Source organism: Stutzerimonas zhaodongensis, assembly GCF_003696365.1.
GTDB classification, from domain to species: Bacteria; Pseudomonadota; Gammaproteobacteria; order Pseudomonadales; family Pseudomonadaceae; genus Stutzerimonas; species Stutzerimonas zhaodongensis.
Genome location: NZ_RFFM01000002.1, coordinates 497,138 through 517,765, shown reverse-complemented (window position 1 = coordinate 517,765; position 20,628 = coordinate 497,138). Strand labels below are relative to the sequence as shown.

Sequence of the window (20,628 nt, the reverse complement as noted above, 5' to 3'; positions counted from 1 at the left end):
CCGCGCGGGACGCTGTCAGTGTTTCCGCTGCACAGATTGCCGGCGCTAGGGTGCGCCGTCATAATGTAGCCCTTTTTCTCAGCCCCTACATGTTGGAAGGAACTGCCCGTGACTCAGAAGCCCGACCAGTGTCTTGGTGAATGGATTGATCGAGAAGCCCTCGCCGAAGCGATGATTCCGCTGATTGGTCAGCTGTATCGTAACAACAACGTGGTGACTTCCATCTACGGCCGTGGCCTGATCAACCGCTCGGTGATCGCGCTACTCAAGGCCCATCGTTTTGCACGCCATCGCCAGGCTGATGAAGCCGAACTCGCCGTACACGAAACACATCAGATCCTCACGACGATGAGCGATATGGATCTGGGTGCTGCGTCTGTTGATTTGGGTAAGGTCGTTGCCAAATTCAAGGCTGAAGGCAACGGTCGTACGCTTGACCAGTTCGTACGTGACGAGCTGGCTGAAGTAGCAGGTAAGCGCAACACCACTGGCGTACACAAAGGCACCGACGTCGTGCTCTACGGCTTTGGACGTATCGGTCGTCTGCTGGCGCGTATCCTCATTGAAAAAACCGGTGGTGGCGATGGCCTGCGCTTGCGCGCAATCGTAGTACGCAGGGGCGCCGACAACGACCTGGTCAAGCGCGCCAGCCTGCTGCGCCGCGACTCGGTTCATGGTCCGTTCGACGGCACCATTCACATCGATGCTGAAAACAACACCATCACTGCCAACGGCAACCTGATTCAGGTGATCTACTCGAACGACCCGGCCTCGGTGGATTACACCCAGTACGGCATCGAGAATGCGCTGCTGGTCGACAACACCGGCAAATGGCGTGACGCCGAAGGCCTTAGCCAGCACCTCAAGTGTCCGGGCGTTGCTCGCGTGGTGCTGACCGCCCCGGGCAAGGGTGAGCTGAAGAACATCGTTCACGGTATCAACCATGGCGAGATCACTGACGACGACAAGATCGTTTCGGCTGCATCCTGCACCACTAACGCCATCGTGCCGGTGCTCAAGGCAGTGAACGACCAATACGGCATCGTCAATGGTCACGTCGAGACAGTGCACTCCTACACCAACGACCAGAACTTGATCGACAACTTCCATAAAGGCAGTCGTCGTGGTCGCAGTGCCGCACTGAACATGGTTATCACCGAGACAGGCGCTGCCACCGCCGCAGCCAAGGCGCTGCCGGTACTCAAGGGCAAGCTGACCGGTAATGCCATCCGCGTTCCGACGCCGAACGTCTCCATGGCGATCCTCAACCTGAACCTCGAAAAGGCCACGACGCGCGAAGAGATCAACGAGTACCTGCGCCAGATGGCCATGCACTCGGATTTGCAGAAGCAGATCGATTTCGTCAACTCGCAGGAAGTGGTTTCCACCGATTTCGTTGGTTCCCGCCATGCGGGTGTTGTCGACGCTGAGGCCACTATCTGCAGCGATAATCGGGTCGTATTGTACGTCTGGTATGACAACGAGTTCGGTTACAGCTGTCAGGTGGTTCGCGTGATGGAAGACATGGCCGGGGTCAACCCGCCTGCATTCCCCCGCTGATCAACACGGGTAGATGAAAACGGGAGCTTAGGCTCCCGTTTTTTGTTAGCAAGAATGTCGCGAATTGACTGACTCAACCGCCTCAAGCGCCAGAGCGTCAATAGTCGGTTGTTGATGACCGCTTGTCTTCAGTCAAAAAATTGGAAGACCTTGGGTGGTCAGTCACGGGTCGCGGCCTCTATAATCGGGCGGATTTCTACCTGGGCCCGCGGCATAGCGTCGCGCTGATATATGTTCAGCGCGCGTCGTGCAATTCGACTTTTAGCTAAATCGCTGGGCTCTTAAAAAAAGCATTCAAAATCAGTGGTTAGGCGAACCGATGATCAATATAAAACGTGGGCTAGATTTGCCCATTGCAGGTGCGCCGGCGCAGCGTATCGAGGCCGGAAGGCCTGTACGAAGCGTCGCCGTAATAGGGTTTGACTACCCTGGCATGAAGCCGACGATGGAAGTTCAGGTCGGTGATCGCGTCAAACTGGGACAGGTGCTCTTTTCCGACAAGAAGTCGCCCGGCGTTCAGTTCACGGCACCTGGAGCAGGTGTGGTCAGCGCGGTTCATCGTGGCGAAAAGCGTGTGTTGCAATCAGTTGTCATCGATCTGGAAGGCGCTGAAGAGGTCACGTTCGCCCAGTACGGTACTGAGCTGCTGGAAGGGCTCGGTGACGAGAAGGTCCGCGAGAATCTGCAGCAATCCGGTCTCTGGACTGCATTGCGCACTCGCCCGTACAGCAAGGTGCCTGCTGTCGATGCTGTGCCGAACTCGATCTTCGTGACTGCGATCGACACGCATCCATTAGCCGCCGATCCTACGATCATCATTACCGAGCGCGCCGCTGATTTTGAAGCGGGCCTGAAGGTGCTCGGGAATCTGGGCAAGCTTTTCCTTTGCAAGGCCGAGGGCGCATCCCTACCGGGCGAGCAGCTCGCCCAGGTTCGAACGGAAAGTTTCTCAGGCCCACATCCCGCCGGTCTTGCTGGTACCCATATCCATTTCCTGGATCCGGTCAGTGCAAGCAAAAGCGTTTGGACCATCGGTTACCAGGAAGTCATAGCCATCGGCGCGCTGTTCACCTCAGGCAAGTTGTCCGTTGAACGCGTGGTTTCCCTGGCTGGGCCTGTCGTCGAAAAGCCACGCCTGGTGCGTGCTCGCCTGGGTGCAAACCTCGACGAGCTGACAGCTGGCGAGCTTCAGCCCGGTGCGAATCGCGTGGTCTCCGGCTCGGTGCTGGGCGGCCGTACTGCACACGGTGCATTTGCCTACCTCGGTCGCTATCACCAGCAGGTTTCCTGTCTGCGTGAGGGCAAGGAACGCGAGATGCTGCACTACCTGCGTGCCGGTGCCGACAAGCACTCGATCCTCAATATTTATATCTCCAAGTTGATGAGCGGCAAGAAATTTGCCTTTTCCACCTCTACCAATGGCAGTCCTCGCGCAATGGTCCCGATTGGGAACTACGAGGAAATCATGCCGTTGGATATGTTGCCGACCCAGTTGCTGCGGTCCTTGATCGTCGGGGACACCGAGGTTGCACAGAAGCTCGGCTGCCTTGAGCTGGATGAAGAAGACTTGGCGCTGTGCACCTATGTCTGTGCCGGCAAGTACGAATACGGCCCGATCCTCCGGGACAATCTGACTCGCATCGAGAAGGAGGGGTAAGGAATGGGCATTCGCGAATTCCTCGACAAGATCGAGCACAACTTCGAGAAAGGCGGTAAGTATGAGAAGTGGTATGCACTCTACGAAGCCGCGGACACCTTTCTCTATCGCCCAGGCAGCGTAACCAAGACCACTGCTCACGTGCGTGACGGCATTGACCTCAAGCGCATGATGATCACGGTTTGGCTCTGCACCTTCCCGGCGATGTTCTTCGGCATGTGGAACACTGGCTACCAGGCCAACCTGATTTACGCACAGAGCCCTGATCTGCTGGCGGACCAGGAAGGCTGGCGAATGATGCTGATCAGTGCGTTGGCTGGCTTCGATCCCAACAGTCTGTGGGATAACTTCATTCAGGGGGCAGCCTATTTCATCCCTGTGTATGCGGTGACCTTCATTGTTGGCGGTTTCTGGGAAGTCCTCTTCGCCTCGATTCGCAAGCACGAAGTCAACGAGGGTTTCTTCGTTACGTCCGTTCTGTTCGCTCTAACGCTGCCGCCTAGCATTCCGCTATGGCAGGTCGCGCTGGGTATCAGCTTCGGTATCGTGATCGGCAAAGAGATCTTCGGTGGCACCGGCAAGAACTTCCTCAACCCTGCCCTTACAGGCCGCGCGTTCCTGTTCTTTGCCTATCCGGCACAGATGTCGGGTGATGAAGTCTGGACCGCAGTGGATGGGTTTGCCGGCGCAACCGCACTCAGCCTCAGCTTCGCTGGCGGGATGGAAAACGTGATCGCCAGCGGCATCACCTGGATGGACGCGTTCGTCGGGACGATTCACGGCTCGCTGGGTGAGACCAGTACGCTGGCCATCTTCATCGGCGGTGCGGTGTTGCTGATGACCAAGATTGCCTCGATACGCATCGTTTCGGGCGTGATGATCGGCATGATCGGCCTGAGCTTCTTGTTCAATCTGATCGGCTCGGATAGCAATCCCATGTTTGCCATGCCCTGGTACTGGCACATGGTGGTTGGCGGCTTCGCCTTCGGCATGATCTACATGGCGACCGACCCTGTATCTGCATCCATGACCAATACCGGCAAGTGGATCTTCGGCATCTTCATCGGTGTGATGGTGGTGTTGATCCGTGTAGTCAATCCGGCGTTCCCTGAAGGCATGATGCTGGCGATTCTGTTTGCCAACCTTTGTGCACCGTTGATTGACCACTTCGTCATTCAGGCCAATATCAAGCGGAGGCTGGCACGTAATGTCTAGTCAAAAAGAATCCACCGCCCGCACGCTAGTCGTGGCCTTGCTGGTCTGCCTGGTGTGTTCGGTGTTCGTTGCGGGGGCGGCAGTTGCGTTGCGTCCCACGCAATTGGAAAACCGTCAGCTCGACAAGCAGCGCAGCATTCTGGCAATCGCAGGGCTGGGTGAGGCCGGAATGTCGGCCAACCAGGTCAAGGCGCTTTACAAAGAGCGCATCGTGGCCAAATTGGTCAACCTGGAAACCGGCGCTTACAGCGATGAGTTCGATGCCAATACCTTCGATCCGCTGGTCGCTGCCAAGGACCCAGAACTGTCCAAGGCGCTGCCCGGAAGTGAAGATATTGCTTCGATCAAACGCCGCGAGCGCTATAGCGTCGTTTACATCGTCGAAGAGAATGGCGAGCTCGATAAGCTGATCATGCCGGTCCGTGGCTACGGCTTGTGGTCCACTCTGTATGGCTTCATGGCCGTTCAAGGTGACCTTAATACTGTTGCGGGCCTGGGCTTTTATCAGCACGGCGAAACCCCAGGTCTGGGCGGGGAAGTCGATAATCCGAAATGGCGCAGCCAGTGGCAGGGCAAGGAGCTATTCAACGACGGCAAGCTGTCCATTCAGGTGGTCAAGGGCGGCGTCGATCCGCAAAGTCCGCGCGCCGACCATCAGGTCGACGCTCTCGCCGGTGCAACCCTTACCAGTAACGGTGTCAACAACCTGTTGCACTTCTGGCTGGGCGGAAACGGCTTCGGTCCATTTATCGCTAACCTGCGCGCTGGGGAGGCTTGATCATGTCGCAACCTACTATCAAGGAAGTCCTGTTAAATCCGGTCTTCAACAACAACCCCATCGGTTTGCAGATTCTCGGGATCTGTTCGGCGTTGGCGGTAACCTCCAACCTCAAGACAGCGCTGGTGATGTCCGTCGCGCTGACGCTGGTGGTTGCATTCTCCAACCTGTTCATTTCGATGATCCGCAGTCAGATCCCTGGCTCGATCCGCATGATTGTGCAGATGGTGATCATTGCCTCATTGGTAATCCTGGTCGATCAGGTGCTCAAGGCGTACGCGTTTTCGCTGTCCAAGCAACTCTCGGTATTCGTCGGTTTGATTATCACCAACTGTATCGTGATGGGGCGCGCCGAAGCCTTCGCCATGCAGAACCCACCAATGCTGTCGTTCTTCGACGGACTGGGTAACGGGCTCGGCTACAGCGCCATGCTGATCGCGCTCGGCATCATTCGCGAGCTGTTTGGTGCAGGGAAGCTGATGGGCTACACCATCTTCCCGGTGGTCAATGATGGTGGCTGGTATCTGCCGAACGGCATGATGCTGCTTCCGCCTTCCGCATTCTTTTTGATCGGCTTGTTCATCTGGGGCATCCGCGCCTGGAAGAAGGAGCAGGTCGAGAAGCCTTCGTTCAAGATGGCGCCGCAAGTCTCTAACAAGGAGGCTTACTAATGGAGCATTACATCAGCCTGTTCGTCCGGGCCGTGTTCATCGAGAACATGGCGCTGGCGTTCTTCCTCGGCATGTGTACCTTCATTGCCATTTCAAAGAAGGTGGAAACGGCGATAGGCCTGGGTATCGCGGTTATCGTGGTGCAGACCATTACCGTCCCGGCCAACAACCTGATCTACACCTATCTGCTGAAGGCGGGAGCTCTGTCCTGGGCCGGTTTGCCAGAAGTGGACCTGAGCTTTCTGGGTCTGCTCAGCTACATCGGCGTAATCGCGGCAATCGTGCAGATCCTCGAGATGACGCTCGATAAGTACGTGCCAAGCCTCTACAACGCGCTGGGTGTTTTTCTGCCGTTGATCACGGTTAACTGCGCCATCATGGGCGGTACGCTGTTCATGGTCGAGCGTGATTACAACTTGGCGGAAAGCACGGTGTATGGCGTTGGCTCGGGTCTGTCCTGGGCGCTTGCCATTGCTCTGCTGGCCGGTATTCGCGAAAAGCTCAAGTACAGCGACGTGCCGGATGGCCTCCAGGGCCTGGGGATCACCTTCATCACCATCGGACTGATGTCGCTGGGCTTCATGTCTTTCTCTGGCGTACAGCTGTAAGGACGGGATGAACTGATGAGTTACGAAATATTCCTCGCCATCGGCATGTTCACTGCCATCGTGCTTGCACTGGTGGTGATCATCCTCGCGGCGCGCGCCAAGCTGGTTTCCAGCGGTGACGTGAACATCGAGATCAACGGCGAACGCACTATTACTGTCCCCGCCGGCGGCAAGCTTCTGCAAACGCTGGCTGCAAATAACATCTTCCTGTCGTCAGCTTGCGGCGGCGGTGGCACCTGCGCTCAGTGCAAGTGTGTGGTCGAAAGCGGCGGCGGTGAGATGCTGCCGACGGAAGAGTCCCATTTCACCCGTCGTGAGGCTGGCGAAGGCTGGCGTTTGTCCTGCCAGACCCCGGTCAAGGCGGACATGAAAATTGAAGTGCCGGAAGAAGTCTTCGGTGTGAAGAAGTGGGAATGCACGGTCCTTTCCAACCCGAACGTGGCGACCTTCATCAAGGAACTCACTCTCAAGCTACCAGAGGGTGAGAACGTTGATTTCCGTGCTGGTGGTTACGTCCAATTGGAGTGTCCGCCGCACGAAGTCCGCTACAAGGACTTCGACATTCAGGAGGAATATCGCGGCGACTGGGACAAATTCAACCAGTGGAAATATGTTTCCAAGGTAGATGAAACGGTCATCCGTGCTTACTCGATGGCGAACTACCCAGAAGAAGTTGGCTTGGTGAAGTTCAACATCCGTATCGCATCACCACCGCCAGGCAAGGACGATTTGCCGCCAGGCAAAATGTCATCCTGGGTATTCAGCCTCAAGCCGGGCGACAAAGTGACGGTCTATGGACCCTTCGGTGAGTTTTTCGCCAAGGACACCGATGCCGAAATGGTCTTCATCGGCGGCGGTGCCGGCATGGCACCCATGCGCTCGCACATTTTCGACCAGCTCAAGCGTTTGAAATCGACCCGCAAGATGAGCTTTTGGTATGGCGCTCGTTCAATGCGTGAAGCCTTTTACGTTGAGGAGTATGACCAGCTGCAGGCCGAGAACGAAAATTTCAAATGGCATTTGGCGTTGTCCGATCCGCAGCCTGAAGACAACTGGGATGGCCCGACTGGATTCATCCACAATGTGCTGTACGAGAACTATCTGAAGGACCATCCCGCTCCTGAGGACTGTGAGTTCTACATGTGCGGCCCGCCGATGATGAACGCGTCGGTGATCAAGATGCTTACCGATCTTGGTGTTGAACCAGAGAACATTCTGCTCGACGACTTCGGCGGTTAGTATGATTCGCGCGTTACTTCAGCCCGTCATCGTTGCCGCCTTGGCGGCAGCCCTGACGGGCTGTCTGTTTCAGGACAAGATAGAAAGTTTCGTCGGGCCGACCATGGGTAGTACCTACACGGTGAAATATGTCGCCGGTAGCGGCGCTGCCGATAAGGCGCAGCTTTGGCGTGACACTGAGTCGATCCTTGCAGATATCGACAAGCAGTTATCAACCTACCGATCCGATTCGGACATCGAGATATTCAATGCATTGCCCGCGGGCGAATGCATGGCCATGCCCGAGGGTGTGCGCGAGTTGGTCTTGGCCGGTCAGCAGCTTTCAGACGAAAGCAACGGCGCATTCGACTTGACGATAGAACCGCTATTGAATCTTTGGGGCTTTGGCCCTCAAGGAAAAGGTGAGCGAGTGCCAACGGCTGATGAAATTGCGGCTGCCCGCGAAGATGTCGGCCATCGTTATTTGAAGGTTTCCGGCGAACAGCTCTGCAAAGAAAGAGCCGTCCAGGTCGATTTCAACAGTATTGCAGCTGGCTATGCGGTGGATCGGGTAGCAGCCATGCTCGAGTCGGCGGGTGTCAGCAGTTATCTCGTAGAGATAACCGGCGAACTCAAGGCGAGGGGGCTGAAGCCGGATGGGGCTTCGTGGCGGATCGCTATCGAAGCACCCAAGGATAACGAGCGAGTCGCACAGCGCATTGTCGAGCTGGATGGCCTGGCTGTTTCGACCTCAGGCGATTACCGCAACTATTTCGAACGTGACGGCATTCGTTACTCGCATACGCTTGACCCGCAGACCGGAGCGCCGATCAATCACCATCTGGCGGCGGTCACGGTCGTCGATCCCTCGACTTTACGTGCAGACGGGTTGTCTACTGTGCTCATGGTTATGGGTCCGGAGCGGGGGTTGGCCTATGCGACAGAGCGGAACATCGCGGCGTTCTTCGTTATCCGCGAAGGACAGGAATTTCTAAGCAAAAGCACTGAAGCCTTTGATGAGCTTTTTGGTGGAGGAGCAGAGCAATGACCTGGTTGATTGTTTTTCTTGTGATGTTGTTGGTTGTGTTCGGCATGTCCATAGGCGTGATCATGGGACGTAAGCCCATCGCTGGATCTTGTGGCGGTATTGCCAATCTGGGCATCGAAAAAGAATGCTCGATCTGCGGCGGTAGCCGTGAGAAGTGCGATGAAGTCAACGCACAGGCCAGCGAGGAAGCGGATTCGGAACTGGCGTACGACGCAACCAAACGCTGACCCGAGATGCACGGGCTATTGGTTGCGACGTAAATCATCGAGGCTGCACTTCGCGTTGATGCATTCATCAGCGCTATGACTTGGGCGGCAGCCAGTAATCACTGCTGCCAGTCGACCTAATTTGTTAACAGCGGCAGGGCTGCCTGCTGCATGTTCAGGGGTGAATATGGCTGTCTACAATTACGATGTTGTGATATTGGGCTCAGGGCCTGCTGGCGAGGGCGCGGCAATGAACGCGGTCAAGGCCGGACGCAAGGTTGCCGTGGTAGATAGCCGGCCGCATGTGGGAGGCAATTCAACTCACCTGGGTACCATCCCTTCAAAGGCGCTGCGTCACTCGGTGCGCCAGATCATGCAGTACAACACCAACCCGCTGTTCCGCCAGATCGGCGAGCCGCGCTGGTTTTCATTTCCTGACGTACTCAAAAGTGCTGAGAGCGTTATCGGAAAGCAGGTCACCTCGCGCACCGGCTACTACGCCCGCAACCGGATCGATCTTTTCTTTGGCACCGCCAGTTTTGCAGATGAACAAACCGTCGAGGTAGTGAATACCAACGGCATGGTGGAAACACTGGTCGCTAACCAGTTCATCATCGCTACTGGCTCTCGCCCTTATCGTCCCGCGGACGTCGATTTTTCTCATCCTCGTATATACGACAGCGACACCATCCTGACGCTCAGCCATACCCCGCGCCGTCTGATCATTTACGGTGCCGGTGTAATCGGTTCCGAGTACGCCTCGATCTTTAGTGGCTTGGGTGTGCTGGTCGATCTGATCGACAACCGCGATCAGTTGCTAAGCTTCCTTGACGACGAGATTTCGGACGCGCTGAGTTACCACCTGCGTAATAACAACGTGCTAATCCGCCATAACGAGGAGTACGAGCGCGTTCAAGGGGTGGACAACGGTGTCATTCTGCATCTGAAGTCCGGAAAGAAGATCAAGGCGGATGCGTTCCTTTGGTGTAATGGCCGAACCGGCAATACCGATAAGCTTGCACTGGAAAACATTGGGCTGAAGGTCAACAGTCGCGGACAGATCAAAGTCGATGAGCATTACCGCACCGAGGTGGGGAACATCTATGCCGCTGGTGATGTGATCGGCTGGCCTTCGCTGGCCAGCGCGGCATATGACCAGGGACGGTCGGCAGCGGGTAGCATCGTCGAGAATGACAGCTGGCGATTTGTCGACGATGTGCCTACGGGTATCTACACCATTCCGGAGATCAGTTCGATCGGCAAGACCGAACGAGAACTTACCGAGGCGAAGATTCCTTACGAAGTGGGCAAGGCCTTCTTCAAAAGCATGGCGCGGGCGCAGATTTCGGCAGAGCCGGTAGGCATGCTGAAGATCCTGTTCCATCGTGAGACTATGGCGGTACTAGGTGTCCACTGCTTCGGCTATCAGGCGTCGGAGATCGTACACATTGGTCAGGCGATCATGAATCAGCCCGGCGAGGCTAATACGATCAAGTATTTCATCAATACTACGTTCAACTATCCGACGATGGCCGAGGCCTACCGCGTCGCTGCGTTCGATGGGCTAAACCGGCTTTTTTGAGCGCCTCCGACCGGTGGCCTGAGCCGGTCGGAGAGGATACTCGTGACTGGCGTTGGCCGAATCGGGAGAGCTTTTGAAATCAGGTGGAGCGGGGCGTCTGATGGTCGCTTCGCTTTTCATCCATTGCGCAGCGTTGTGACAGCGAGCCCGGGGTAGTCTGTAATCAAACTGTCGACGCCGAAATCGGCCAATCTGCGCATCAACGCAGGCTCGTTGACCGTCCAGACCGAAACGTGAAGACCTTGCTGGCGGGCCTTTGCGATCCGCTCCGGGGTACAAAGCGTCCATTTCAAGGCCAACAGATCGCAACCGTACTGCTTTGCGACCTTGAGTGGGTCGAGCCAGGCGTACTCGGCTACCAGGCCGCAGGACAGTTCAGGTGTCAGCCGCTTCAATGCCCGTAAAACTTCTCGTGACCCGGATGTCACGGTGATTCTTTCCAGCAGTCCATGATGCTCGGCCAGTTCTCTTATGGCCAGGACCGTGCGTGCTGCCCGAACTCTCGATGCACTTTTGACTTCCAGCTGCCAATGATCGAAGTCGCACTTTTCAAACAGCTCTGAAAGCCTCGGGATTGGGCAGGGATGTTTCCAGCCCGGTCCACCCTGGCGGGCGTCATAATGGATCAGGTCCTCTGCATCTTGTTCGACTACCTTCCCGCGTCGCCCGGTTGTACGTTTGAGGGTCGGATCATGGATGACCATCAGCTCGCCGTCTTTGGAAAGATGCAGATCCAGTTCGCACCGGCGCACGCCATGCGTCAGGCATTGCTGAAAACCTACTAGGGTATTCTCCGGGGCTTCGCCCTTGGCACCCCTGTGGCCGTATATCAAGGTCACGGTTGTGTATCTCGCTGTGGTGGTGCGATGCGTTGATGATGCTGCACGCTATTGATGACGCGGTCACCTTCGAAGTAAACCGAAAAGTAACGGTAATCCCAACGTGTGATGGGCGGATGACCGACGGGCGGGCGCTCTTCATCAGCTAGGCCGAAGCGATCAAGTACGATGTTCTTCGAGTCCCCTCGGCTGGGCATGGACAGTTGATCTGGTCCCTGCTGCCCAACGGGAACACGGATGGTGTCGGCGTATGCTGAGAAGCAGAGCGCCATAGACAATACTGGGATAAGCGTTCGGTACATGATCAAGGTTCCTGCAGGCTTTCTCGAGCCAGGCGTCTTTCTGTAGCCTGTTTTTGCAGGATATGCCGTGCCAGCAGTTGCCGTTGTGCATCAGTCAACGCTTCGAAGGATGTACCAATGGCGTACCTGCCATCTTCCAGCGCTTGGCATGTCGCGATGCGCGCCTCCAGCATCATGCCCAGGCCTAGTGGCATCAGCATCAGCTTTAGCGTCCAGATCGAGCCCTCGTCAAGCGAGTGATCGTTCAAGAAACTGACCCCTCCTTCAGAGAGAATCACCTCACGGGGTGGGCCAAGGTCTTTCAATCGATCCTGTACCAGCGCCTGCCCGATCAGATCGATGCGCTTGTTTTGCACTTTCAAGTAGTTTGCGAGCGTGCGATTGCCTTCAGCGATCTGACGCAGTAGATGCTGAGCTTCGAAATCGAGTTGATGGAGCTCGGCCAGCAGATCGAAGTGTTGTGTCGAGTTGCAATCGGAGACTGTTTCGGCGTATTCCGGCGGCAGGATTTCCAGTGCGATCATGTCCTCGATACGATAGTATTCGCGGCGATCTTCGGTGTCTTCAGTGGGCATGTCGATCCCTGGGCTGCAGTGATGGCTTGAGTGTATCAGGCCGCCTGGCAACGTCATTCAGCTTGTTAATTCCTGCCAGCGAAAGCGAACCCAACGATTTATGTTCAGACCGTTGTCCGTATATATCGGGGCGCGCTACACACGCGCCAGACGCCGCAGCCTCTTCGTCTCCTTCATATCCTTCACCTCCATGATTGGGCTCGCCTTAGGCGTTCTGGTGATGATCGTCGTGCTGTCGGTCATGAATGGCTTCGACCATGAAATGCGCACTCGCGTGCTGGGCATGGTTCCGCACGCCACCATCGAAAGCCCGACGCCTATCGATGACTGGCCGGCACTGGGCGAGCGCCTGGTGGAGCACCCGCAGGTGGACGCAGTAGCGCCTTTTATCCAGATGCAAGGGCTGCTTACCCATCGCGGGCAAGTGACCAAAATCCTGATCAATGCGGTTGATCCAGACGTCGAATCAGACGTATCCATCATCGCTCGGTTTTTCCGTGATGGCTCCTTGCAGGATCTACAGCCCGGAGAGTTCGGCATCGTCATCGGCGATAAGGCGGCCGACAAGCTAGGCGTGGGCGTCGGTGACAAGATCACCTTCGTGGCGCCCGAGGTCACTGTCACGCCGGCTGGCGTGTTCCCACGCATGAAGCGCTTTACCGTGCGCGGGATATTTCATGTCGGCGCAGGGGAAATCGATGGTTACGTGGCAATGACCAATATTTCGGATCTTGCGCGTTTGCACCGTTGGAAGCCGGATCAGGTTCAAGGCGTGCGGCTGCGTTTCGAGGATTTGTTTCAGGCACCGCGCATCGCTTGGGAGCTGGCAGGTCAGCTGGGTGAGGGTTTCTATTCCCGAGACTGGACCCGCACGCACGGCAATCTCTACCAGGCGATCCGTATGGAAAAAGCCATGATCGGCCTCTTGCTGCTGCTGATCGTTGCGGTGGCCGCCTTCAATATCATTTCAACGCTGGTCATGGTTGTTACCGACAAGCGAGGGGACATCGCCATCCTTCGCACTTTGGGCGCGACGCCTAAGCAGATCATGGCGATCTTCATGGTGCAGGGAACCGTGATCGGCGTCGTAGGCACCTTGGTGGGCGCCGTGCTTGGCATCTTGGCTGCACTGAATGTGAGTAGCTGGATCGCGGCCCTGGAGCGCTTGATCGGGCATAAGTTTCTAAATGCAGACGTCTATTTCATAGATTATCTGCCGTCCCGTCTGTTAGCCGCCGATGTGGTTCAAGTGTGTGCAGCGGCGCTCGTGCTGAGTTTTTTCGCCACCCTTTATCCTGCGTGGCGTGCGGCTCGGACCCAACCGGCCGAGGCGTTACGATATGAGTGAGCTGGTTATGAATGAAAGTTCTACGAAGGATGCAGCGGTACTGAGCTGCCGCAACCTGGGCAAGCGCTACGAACAGGGACCCGAATCGGTCAGCGTCTTGGCCGGCCTGCAGCTGGAGTTGTTCCCCGGACAGCGGGTCGCCATCGTCGGCAGCTCCGGCTCCGGCAAAAGTACCTTGCTCAATCTGCTGGGCGGTCTTGATACGCCGAGCGAGGGCAGTGTCTGGCTGGCAGGAGAAGAACTCTCAGCGCTCAGCGAAAAGGACCGCGGTCTATTGCGTAATCGCGCGCTCGGCTTTGTCTATCAGTTTCATCACCTCCTGCCCGAGTTCACGGCCTTGGAAAACGTTTGCATGCCCTTGCTGATTGGCAAGGTGTCGATACCGGAGGCGCGCAAGCGGGCCACTGAGCTGTTGCAGCGGGTGGGCCTGGGCCACCGGCTGGCGCATAAGCCGTCGGAATTGTCAGGAGGGGAGCGTCAGCGCGTGGCAATCGCTCGCGCATTGGCCAATCGTCCAGCACTGGTGTTACTCGACGAGCCCACCGGCAACCTTGATCACCATACCGCTCAGGGCATTCAGGATTTGATGCTGGAGCTGAGCAGCTCCTTGCGCACGGCGTTCCTTGTTGTCACCCATGATCCGCAGCTGGCAGGGCAGATGGATCACATTCTGCGCCTGGAAGACGGCCGATTGGTGGCAGGCTGATGTTCAGGCCGCTCAGCATCTTCATTGGTAGTCGCTACACGCGTGCCAAGCGTCGCAATCACTTCATCTCTTTCATCTCTCTGACGTCGATGATTGGCCTGTCTCTGGGCGTGTTGGCGATGATCATGGTGCTGTCGGTTATGAATGGTTTTCAGCGCGAGATGAGCAACCGCATTCTCGGCATGGTTCCGCATGCGGTGATAGCGGGTGACGGGCAGCCTGTAGCGGATTGGCAGACACTGGCTGAAAAGCTTGAAGGTCATTCCGGAGTGCTTGGCGCAGCACCGATCACCCAGCTTGAAGGAATGCTTTCGTTCAAGGGTTCGATGCAGCCCATCGAGATCAAAGGGATTGATCCAGGGGCAGAAGAGCGGGTTTCGATCCTTGGTTCCAAAATGATCGCCGGCAAGATTGGTGACCTTCGACCTGGCGAGTCAGGGGTCATCCTCGGTCTGATGACAGCACGTCGCTTCGGCCTGAAACTGGGCGACAACCTCACACTCATTGTTCCTGAGCTCAGTGACGCGCCTGGTGGGATCACTCCCAAGATGCAGCGCTTAAACGTGGTCGGCGTATTCAAAGTTGGCGCTGAGCTGGACGGTAGTCTGGCGATGATTCACCGCGCGGATGCTGCGCGCATTCTTCGGTGGCAGCCGGATCAGGTCGAGGGCGTAAGAGTTCGCCTGGCGGATCTATACCGGGCGCCGGAAGTTGCGGCAGAGCTCGCGGCAGAGCTTGGAAGTGGCTATCGCGCTGAGGATTGGTCGCTCACTCAGGGGAGCCTCTTCAGCGCGATGAAAATGGAGAAGACCATGATTGGTCTACTTCTTTTGCTGATCGTGGCGGTTGCAGCATTCAATATCATTGCAACGCTGATCATGGTCGTGGCTGACAAGCGCGCAGACATCGCCATTCTTAGAACTCTTGGGATGACGCCTCGACAGATCATGGCGATCTTCATGGTCCAAGGCAGCATCATCGGCCTGACTGGCACACTGATAGGGACGGTGTTAGGTGTGCTCGGAGCTCTCAATGTCAGCGCGCTCGTGTCCTGGCTTGAAAAAGTCACAGGCCAGCACATTTTCAGTTCAGACGTTTATTTCATCAGTACTTTGCCGTCTGAGCTGCGTCTGGAGGATGTCCTGCTGGTGACTATGGCTGCGTTGGTGCTGAGCTTTCTGGCGACTCTCTATCCTGCCTGGCGTGCAGCGCAGACTCAGCCGGCCGAAGCGCTTCGCTATGAGTGACTGGAGCGGCGATCCATTCGCCGCTTGCGCCAACTACGGCTGACCCACCAGCGCCAGTAGCTCTGGGTGGCGATATAGCCGAGTATGGCGACGACGACGCCCACTACGAAAGAGCCCAGAAACAGCGGCTGCCAATGACTGTTGAGCATCTGGCGTACCCAGGCAAGACTCAGCTCCATCGGCATCGGCGATACCGGGGTGTCCATCAACCAGGCGCCAACCTTGTAGTTGCAATAAAACACCGCTGGCATCGTCAGTGGGTTGGTCAGCCAGACCAAACCTACAGCAATAGGCAAGTTGGCTCGTGCCGGAATAGCGAACAGCGCTGCTGCCAGCATCTGCATCGGCATCGGGATCATCGCCCAGAACAAGCCGATGGACATTGCCCTGGAGACTGAATGTCGGTTGAGATGTAGAAGATTCGGGTCGTGTGTCAGGGTGCCGAGAAACCGCAAAGACTTGTGCGCCTTTAGACGATCAGGGTGCGGCATGTAGCGTTTGAATAAACGACGCGGCATGAAGATTCTCTGGCGGGCTGAAGCGCGCCGATTATGCTCGAAACGAGACCCGGCGCTGAGCGGTGTTTGTGACATCAATTCTACACTGTGAGGGCTGACAGGACGTTAGCTAACCCGCGGCGACTCGGTATCCGTTTGTATCTGGTGGCCGGTCGCTGGAATGGAATCCAGGAGATCACATGCGTACAGCGTTGCTGGCGCTTGCAGCTGGCCTTTTACTGCTGCGCTTCCTTCCGCAACTGCCTCCGGTGTGGGTTTCAGTACTCATCTGTCTGGTGGGTATCACGATATTGCCGTCGCGCTGCCGGTTGCTCGGCTGCTTTCTGGTCGGCGTCGGCTGGGCCTGCCTTTCAGCGCAATGGGCGTTGACGGATCGGCTTGGACAAGACATGGATGGCCGGACTTTCTGGCTGGAAGGACGTGTAATTGGCCTGCCTGATACTCGCGATGGCGTGGTGCGCTTCGAGCTGACCGAGGTTTCGTCTCGGCACAGCGGACTTCCCTCCAGATTGCGGCTTGCCTGGTATGACGGCCCTGCCATCAATGCGGGAGAACGATGGAGGCTGGCTGCCAAGCTGAAGCGCCCACGGGGCCTGGTCAATCCTCATTCCTTCGATTATGAAGCCTGGCTACTGGCACGAAGGATAGGCGCCAGTGGCACCGTCAAGGCTGGTGAGCGGATGTCTCAGACGGGCGAGGGAGAAACGTGGCGGGACCGCTTGCGGCAACGCTTGATGATGATCGATGCACAGGGACGTTCAGGTGCCGTAGCTGCCCTCGTGGTGGGGGATGACAGCGGCCTGTCGTCATCCGACTGGCGAGTCTTGCAGGACACCGGAACGGTGCATCTCATGGTGATCTCTGGCCAACACGTAGGGATGCTGGCTGGCTTGCTCTACGGGCTGGTTGCGCTGCTGGCGCGGTGGGGGCTTTGGCCTCATCGATTGTCATGGCTTCCTTTTGCATGTGCCCTAGCGCTCCTAGGTGCGCTTGCTTACGGCTGGCTGGCGGGATTTGAGGTGCCTGTCCAAAGGGCGCTGGTCATGGTCGGGCTGGTGCTTGTATGGCGCTTGCGGTTTCGGCATTTGGGTGTCTGGCTGCCGTTTCTCATCGCGCTGGTTGCAGTTCTGCTGCTCGACCCACTTGTGGGGTTGCAATCCGGATTCTGGTTGTCATTTCTGGCCGTGGCCTTGCTCGTTCTTATATTCCGTGGACGGCTCGGCAGCGTGAGCGCTTGGCGCGCCTTGGGGCGCGCACAATGGAGCATGGCGCTCGGACTTCTGCCGATTCTGCTGGCGCTGGGACTACCGGTAAGCATAAGCGGGCCGCTAGTCAACCTGTTCGCCGTGCCGCTTGTGAGTGCAGTCATCGTTCCGCTGTCGCTATTGGGCACTTCGTTGCTATGGCTTCCAGCGATCGGTGAACCTTTGCTCTGGATCGCTGGCGGCTTGCTGGAATTTCTCTTCAGCACGCTGCAGTGGTTTGCCGGCTGGCAGCCCGCTTGGCTACCGGCGTCTCTACCACTCTGGGGCTGGGCGCTGGTCGCGCTGGGTGTCTTCATTATTCTGCTGCCTGCCGGGGTGCCGTTTCGCGCCCTTGGGGTAGTGTTTCTTGCGCCATTGGTATTTCCACCGTCGAGCGGGCCTGCGGAAGGGCTCGCGCAGATATGGGTCTTCGACGTCGGGCAGGGGCTGTCAGTATTGGTCCGCACACGCGAACACGCGTTGCTCTACGACGCGGGTCCACGCTACGGCGATTTTGACATTGGCGAGCGAGTTGTCTTTCCGTCAATGCGGTCGTTGGGCCTAAGTCGGCTTGATCTGATGCTCCTCAGTCATGCCGACAGTGATCATGCTGGCGGCGCATTATCCATTCAAAGACAGATGCCACCCGCTCGAGTGATAAGCGGTGAGCCGGAAAGATTGCCTCGGCTGAAGGGCGTGGGACCCTGCCGTTCCGGTGAGCGTTGGGAGTGGAATGGGGTCAGTTTCATGCTTTGGCAGTGGCCGATGGCTCGTAACGGCAACCAGTTGTCTTGCGTGCTGCTGATCGAAGCGAAGGGTGAGCGGATGCTGCTGACAGGTGACATTGACGTGCAAGCGGAGCATGCGTTGATGGCAAGCGAAATGCCTATAAATGTGCGTTGGTTGCTGGTGCCGCATCATGGCAGTCGCAGCTCTTCTTCCAGCGCTTTTATCGAAGCAACAGGAGCTGAGGGTGCGCTTGTATCACGTGGCATGCACAACGCATTTGGGCATCCGCATCCGGAGGTCGTAGCGCGTCTGCGTGCGTCTGGAGCACAGGTCCACGACACGGCAGAGCAAGGCGCGATGTTGATCCGGTTGGGCAGTTTCGGCACTGTTCAGGGATTGCGCGCCAAACGGCGATTCTGGCGGGAAAAATGAGAACCGGGGCCGTCGGCGGTCTGCCGGCCCTATGCTAGAGTGGCGCCACTTTTTCGAGGGGGATTCATCTCGTGTGGGAGCTGGTCAAATCAGGCGGCTGGATAATGCTGCCAATCATCCTGTGTTCCATCGCGGCCGCTGGCATCATCGCCGAACGACTGTGGACATTACGTCCTAGCCGCGTGACGCCTCAGCATCTGCTTGGCCAAGTGTGGAAGTGGATCAAGGATAAGAAGCTCAGCAACCAAAAGCTCAAGGAGCTGCGCGCAGACTCGCCACTTGGCGAGATCCTTGCGGCAGGCCTGGCCAACTCCAAACATGGTCGAGAAATCATGAAGGAGTGCATAGAGGAAGCGGCTGCACGTGTCGTCCATGATCTCGAGCGTTACCTCAATGCGCTGGGTACGATTGCTGGCATCGCTCCGCTGCTTGGGCTGTTGGGTACAGTGCTCGGGATGATCGAGATCTTCAGTGCCTTTATGGGATCTGGCATGGCCAATGCGCCGCTGCTCGCTGCCGGTATTTCCAAGGCGCTGATCACCACAGCTGCTGGCCTGATGGTCGGCATCCCCGCGCTGTTCTTCCATCGCTTCCTGCTACGTCGCGTCGAAGAGCTGGTCGTTGGCATGGAGCAAGAAGCAATCAAGCTGGTCGAGGTGGTGCAGGGTGACCGTGACGTCGATCTGGGTGAGGGCAAGGCGTGAAGTTCCGACGCAAGGCGCGGGAAAATGTCGACATCGGTCTGGCTCCTTTGATCGACGTGGTCTTCATCCTATTGCTGTTCTTTGTGGTGACCACAACATTCACCCGCGAAACCCAGTTGCAGGTGGATCTACCTGAAGCAGCCAGCGGAACCCCCCCTCAAGATGCTGTTAACAAGCAGCTGGAGGTGGTTATCGATGTCGACGGGAGCTTCACGCTCAATGGCAAGACATTGATCAAGCATGACCTCAGTACCCTCATGGCAGCGCTCAGCAAGGAGTCCGGCGGAGACACTAGCCTGCCGATGATCATCAGCGCTGATGGTAAGACGCCTCATCAGGCTGTCATCACCGCGATGGATGCTGCCGGGAAGCTTGGTTTCGCACAGTTGCGCATCACTACCGTCGAGGCCCAGCCGGAGCCCTGATGTCCTTCGCCGACCGTCTCCAGCAGGCCTGGTATGAAGGGCATCCGGCGCTGGCTTTACTTGGCCCGCTGGAGGCTATCTATCGGCGGGTAGTGATCGCCAAGCGGAACAGGTTTCTCAAGGGCACTGCTGATTCGTATCGAGCCTCGGTGCCTGTGGTTGTGGTGGGCAACATCACGGTTGGCGGTACTGGAAAAACCCCTCTCATCCTATGGCTGATCGAGCACTGCCGCAGTCGCGGACTGAGTGTCGGCGTGGTAAGTCGCGGATATGGCGCCACGCCCCCCTCGTATCCATGGCGCGTATCGCCTGAGCAGTCCGCAGCAGAGGCTGGAGACGAGCCGCTTCTGATTTCTCAACGCACAAACGTGCCGCTTGTTATCGACCCGGATCGCTCACGTGCGGTGCGCGAGATGCTCAAGCATGAAGCCGTCGATCTCATTCTCTCGGATGATGGCTTGCAGCATTATCGGTTGGCCCGTGATCTGGAACTGGTGCTGATTGATGCAGCTCGTGGCTTGGGCAACGGGCGTTGTTTGCCGGCCGGGCCCTTACGTGAACCAGTGGAGCGTCTGGAAGCTGTCGATGCCGTGCTTTTCAATGGCGCATCAGAAGACATGGTCACTGGCTATGCATTTGCCCTCAAGCCTTCACGGCTGATAGAGCTGGTAAGCAATCAGAGCTGGCCGCTTGACTACTATCCTCCGGGCCAGCAGCTGCACGCCGTCGCCGGGATAGGCAATCCACAGCGTTTCTTCACTACGCTCGAGGCGCTACACTGGCGCCCAGTTCCGCATCCTTTCGCCGACCACGCCCGCTATAGCCTGGAGCAGCTGAGATTCAGCCCCGAGTTACCGTTGGTGATGACCGAGAAGGATGCGGTCAAATGCCGGGCATTCGCGCAGCCGGGCTGGAGCTATCTGCAGGTGAAAGTCGAGCCCTCTGCGGCGTTCGTAACCTGGTTCGATGCCCAGCTGGACCGTTTGCTACCCGGACACCGCTAAAGCTGCTCGATC

At 57.3% G+C, this 20,628-nt stretch carries 21 protein-coding genes; 17 read left to right on the top strand and 4 right to left on the bottom strand.

All coding sequences use genetic code 11. From position 1 onward, the window contains the following. The first annotated feature begins 108 nt into the window (after nt 1-108). The 10 genes from EA797_RS10800 to sthA all read left to right on the top strand — a co-directional run bounded on the left by EA797_RS10800 (nt 109) and on the right by sthA (nt 10,543). Entirely contained in the window at nt 109-1,560 is a 1,452-nt protein-coding gene (locus tag EA797_RS10800; RefSeq protein WP_122165199.1) for a glyceraldehyde-3-phosphate dehydrogenase, read from the top strand. 319 nt (nt 1,561-1,879) lie between these two features. After that, nucleotides 1,880-3,217 (top strand): Na(+)-translocating NADH-quinone reductase subunit A, encoded by a 1,338-nt coding sequence (locus tag EA797_RS10795; RefSeq protein WP_122165198.1) that lies wholly within the window; start codon nt 1,880-1,882, stop codon nt 3,215-3,217. 3 nt (nt 3,218-3,220) lie between these two features. After that, nucleotides 3,221-4,432: an NADH:ubiquinone reductase (Na(+)-transporting) subunit B gene (locus tag EA797_RS10790; RefSeq protein ID WP_122165197.1), complete on the top strand. Its 1,212-nt coding sequence runs from the start codon at nt 3,221-3,223 to the stop codon at nt 4,430-4,432. Further along, complete coding sequence (locus tag EA797_RS10785; protein ID WP_122165196.1) at nt 4,425-5,210, top strand: Na(+)-translocating NADH-quinone reductase subunit C; 786 nt, start codon at nt 4,425-4,427, stop codon at nt 5,208-5,210. Before EA797_RS10790 ends, EA797_RS10785 begins: the two co-directional genes overlap by 8 nt. After that, nucleotides 5,207-5,881 carry an NADH:ubiquinone reductase (Na(+)-transporting) subunit D gene (locus EA797_RS10780; protein ID WP_208644434.1) on the top strand — a complete coding sequence of 225 codons (675 nt, stop codon included), beginning with the start codon at nt 5,207-5,209 and terminating at the stop codon, nt 5,879-5,881. The genes EA797_RS10785 and EA797_RS10780 overlap by 4 nt, the downstream gene beginning before the upstream one ends. Continuing rightward, nucleotides 5,881-6,489 (top strand): NADH:ubiquinone reductase (Na(+)-transporting) subunit E, encoded by a 609-nt coding sequence (gene nqrE, locus EA797_RS10775; RefSeq protein WP_122165194.1) that lies wholly within the window; start codon nt 5,881-5,883, stop codon nt 6,487-6,489. The genes EA797_RS10780 and nqrE overlap by 1 nt, the downstream gene beginning before the upstream one ends. 12 nt (nt 6,490-6,501) lie before the next feature. After that, nucleotides 6,502-7,728 (top strand): NADH:ubiquinone reductase (Na(+)-transporting) subunit F, encoded by a 1,227-nt coding sequence (gene nqrF / locus EA797_RS10770; RefSeq protein WP_208644448.1) that lies wholly within the window; start codon nt 6,502-6,504, stop codon nt 7,726-7,728. 1 nt (nt 7,729) lies between these two features. Continuing rightward, nucleotides 7,730-8,755 carry an FAD:protein FMN transferase gene (locus EA797_RS10765; protein WP_122165192.1) on the top strand — a complete coding sequence of 342 codons (1,026 nt, stop codon included), beginning with the start codon at nt 7,730-7,732 and terminating at the stop codon, nt 8,753-8,755. Continuing rightward, nucleotides 8,752-8,982, top strand: a complete 231-nt coding sequence (gene nqrM, locus EA797_RS10760; protein ID WP_122165191.1) for a (Na+)-NQR maturation NqrM — start codon at nt 8,752-8,754, stop codon at nt 8,980-8,982. Before EA797_RS10765 ends, nqrM begins: the two co-directional genes overlap by 4 nt. 166 nt (nt 8,983-9,148) lie before the next feature. Continuing rightward, nucleotides 9,149-10,543, top strand: coding sequence for a Si-specific NAD(P)(+) transhydrogenase (gene sthA, locus EA797_RS10755; RefSeq protein ID WP_122165190.1), 1,395 nt, complete (start codon nt 9,149-9,151; stop codon nt 10,541-10,543). A 116-nt stretch (nt 10,544-10,659) separates the two neighbouring features. On the opposite strand, the gene EA797_RS10750 is transcribed toward sthA, so the two are convergent. Genes EA797_RS10750 through EA797_RS10740 form a run of 3 tightly spaced genes read right to left on the bottom strand, consistent with a single transcriptional unit; the run spans nt 10,660 to nt 12,259 of the window. Beyond that, entirely contained in the window at nt 10,660-11,382 is a 723-nt protein-coding gene (locus EA797_RS10750) for a glycerophosphodiester phosphodiesterase (protein WP_122165189.1), read from the bottom strand. Further along, nucleotides 11,379-11,684, bottom strand: a complete 306-nt coding sequence (locus tag EA797_RS10745) for a phosphodiesterase (protein WP_122165188.1) — start codon at nt 11,682-11,684, stop codon at nt 11,379-11,381. The genes EA797_RS10750 and EA797_RS10745 overlap by 4 nt, the downstream gene beginning before the upstream one ends. 2 nt (nt 11,685-11,686) lie before the next feature. Beyond that, nucleotides 11,687-12,259, bottom strand: coding sequence for a PilZ domain-containing protein (locus tag EA797_RS10740; protein WP_122166246.1), 573 nt, complete (start codon nt 12,257-12,259; stop codon nt 11,687-11,689). Between the two features lie 100 nt (nt 12,260-12,359). Here EA797_RS10740 and EA797_RS10735 point away from each other — a divergent pair, with 100 nt between their 5' ends. From EA797_RS10735 to EA797_RS10725, 3 genes are read left to right on the top strand one after another with little or no spacing between them, the layout of a single operon-like run. Next, entirely contained in the window at nt 12,360-13,607 is a 1,248-nt protein-coding gene (locus EA797_RS10735) for a lipoprotein-releasing ABC transporter permease subunit (protein ID WP_122165187.1), read from the top strand. Between the two features lie 7 nt (nt 13,608-13,614). After that, nucleotides 13,615-14,313 (top strand): lipoprotein-releasing ABC transporter ATP-binding protein LolD, encoded by a 699-nt coding sequence (gene lolD, locus EA797_RS10730; RefSeq protein WP_122166244.1) that lies wholly within the window; start codon nt 13,615-13,617, stop codon nt 14,311-14,313. Further along, entirely contained in the window at nt 14,313-15,560 is a 1,248-nt protein-coding gene (locus EA797_RS10725; protein ID WP_122165186.1) for a lipoprotein-releasing ABC transporter permease subunit, read from the top strand. The genes lolD and EA797_RS10725 overlap by 1 nt, the downstream gene beginning before the upstream one ends. Here EA797_RS10725 and EA797_RS10720 read toward each other — a convergent pair. Further along, nucleotides 15,551-16,078 (bottom strand): DUF2062 domain-containing protein, encoded by a 528-nt coding sequence (locus EA797_RS10720; RefSeq protein WP_122165185.1) that lies wholly within the window; start codon nt 16,076-16,078, stop codon nt 15,551-15,553. The two genes, EA797_RS10725 and EA797_RS10720, sit on opposite strands and share 10 nt — an antisense overlap. 179 nt (nt 16,079-16,257) lie before the next feature. On the opposite strand from EA797_RS10720, the gene EA797_RS10715 reads away from it, so the two are divergent. From EA797_RS10715 to lpxK, 4 genes are all read left to right on the top strand, one after another. Then, complete coding sequence (locus EA797_RS10715) at nt 16,258-18,483, top strand: DNA internalization-related competence protein ComEC/Rec2 (protein WP_208644433.1); 2,226 nt, start codon at nt 16,258-16,260, stop codon at nt 18,481-18,483. 71 nt (nt 18,484-18,554) lie between these two features. Continuing rightward, nucleotides 18,555-19,187, top strand: a complete 633-nt coding sequence (locus EA797_RS10710; RefSeq protein WP_122165184.1) for a MotA/TolQ/ExbB proton channel family protein — start codon at nt 18,555-18,557, stop codon at nt 19,185-19,187. Then, nucleotides 19,184-19,612, top strand: a complete 429-nt coding sequence (locus EA797_RS10705) for an ExbD/TolR family protein (protein WP_122165183.1) — start codon at nt 19,184-19,186, stop codon at nt 19,610-19,612. The genes EA797_RS10710 and EA797_RS10705 overlap by 4 nt, the downstream gene beginning before the upstream one ends. Then, nucleotides 19,612-20,616 (top strand): tetraacyldisaccharide 4'-kinase, encoded by a 1,005-nt coding sequence (gene lpxK, locus EA797_RS10700; RefSeq protein WP_122165182.1) that lies wholly within the window; start codon nt 19,612-19,614, stop codon nt 20,614-20,616. The genes EA797_RS10705 and lpxK overlap by 1 nt, the downstream gene beginning before the upstream one ends. Nucleotides 20,617-20,628: the final 12 nt, after the last annotated feature.